Below are 229 nucleotides of genomic sequence, written 5' to 3' on the forward strand. Positions count from 1 at the left end.
CGGCCTATGTCGCGGCCAAGCACGGCCTGGTCGGCTTCACCAAGGTGACCGCGCTCGAAAACGCCCAGACCGGCATCACCTGCAACGCGATCTGCCCGGGCTGGGTCCTGACCCCGCTGGTGCAGAAGCAGGTCGACGACCGCGCCAGCCGCGAGGGCCTGTCGAACGACGAGGCGCGCCGCGCCCTGTTGCTCGAAAAGCAGCCGTCGGGCGAATTCGTCACGCCGGA

Annotated in this window: 1 protein-coding gene; it reads left to right on the top strand. The window is 69.4% G+C overall.

Features of this window, described 5'->3' with window-relative positions:
- Positions 1-229: SDR family NAD(P)-dependent oxidoreductase (locus KVT32_RS31915; protein ID WP_217619615.1), on the top strand; the 229-nt coding region annotated here is incomplete at both ends.

Origin of the sequence: Achromobacter sp. GbtcB20 (assembly GCF_019091095.1) — a bacterium.
Classification (GTDB): Bacteria; Pseudomonadota; Gammaproteobacteria; order Burkholderiales; family Burkholderiaceae_B; genus Achromobacter; species Achromobacter mucicolens.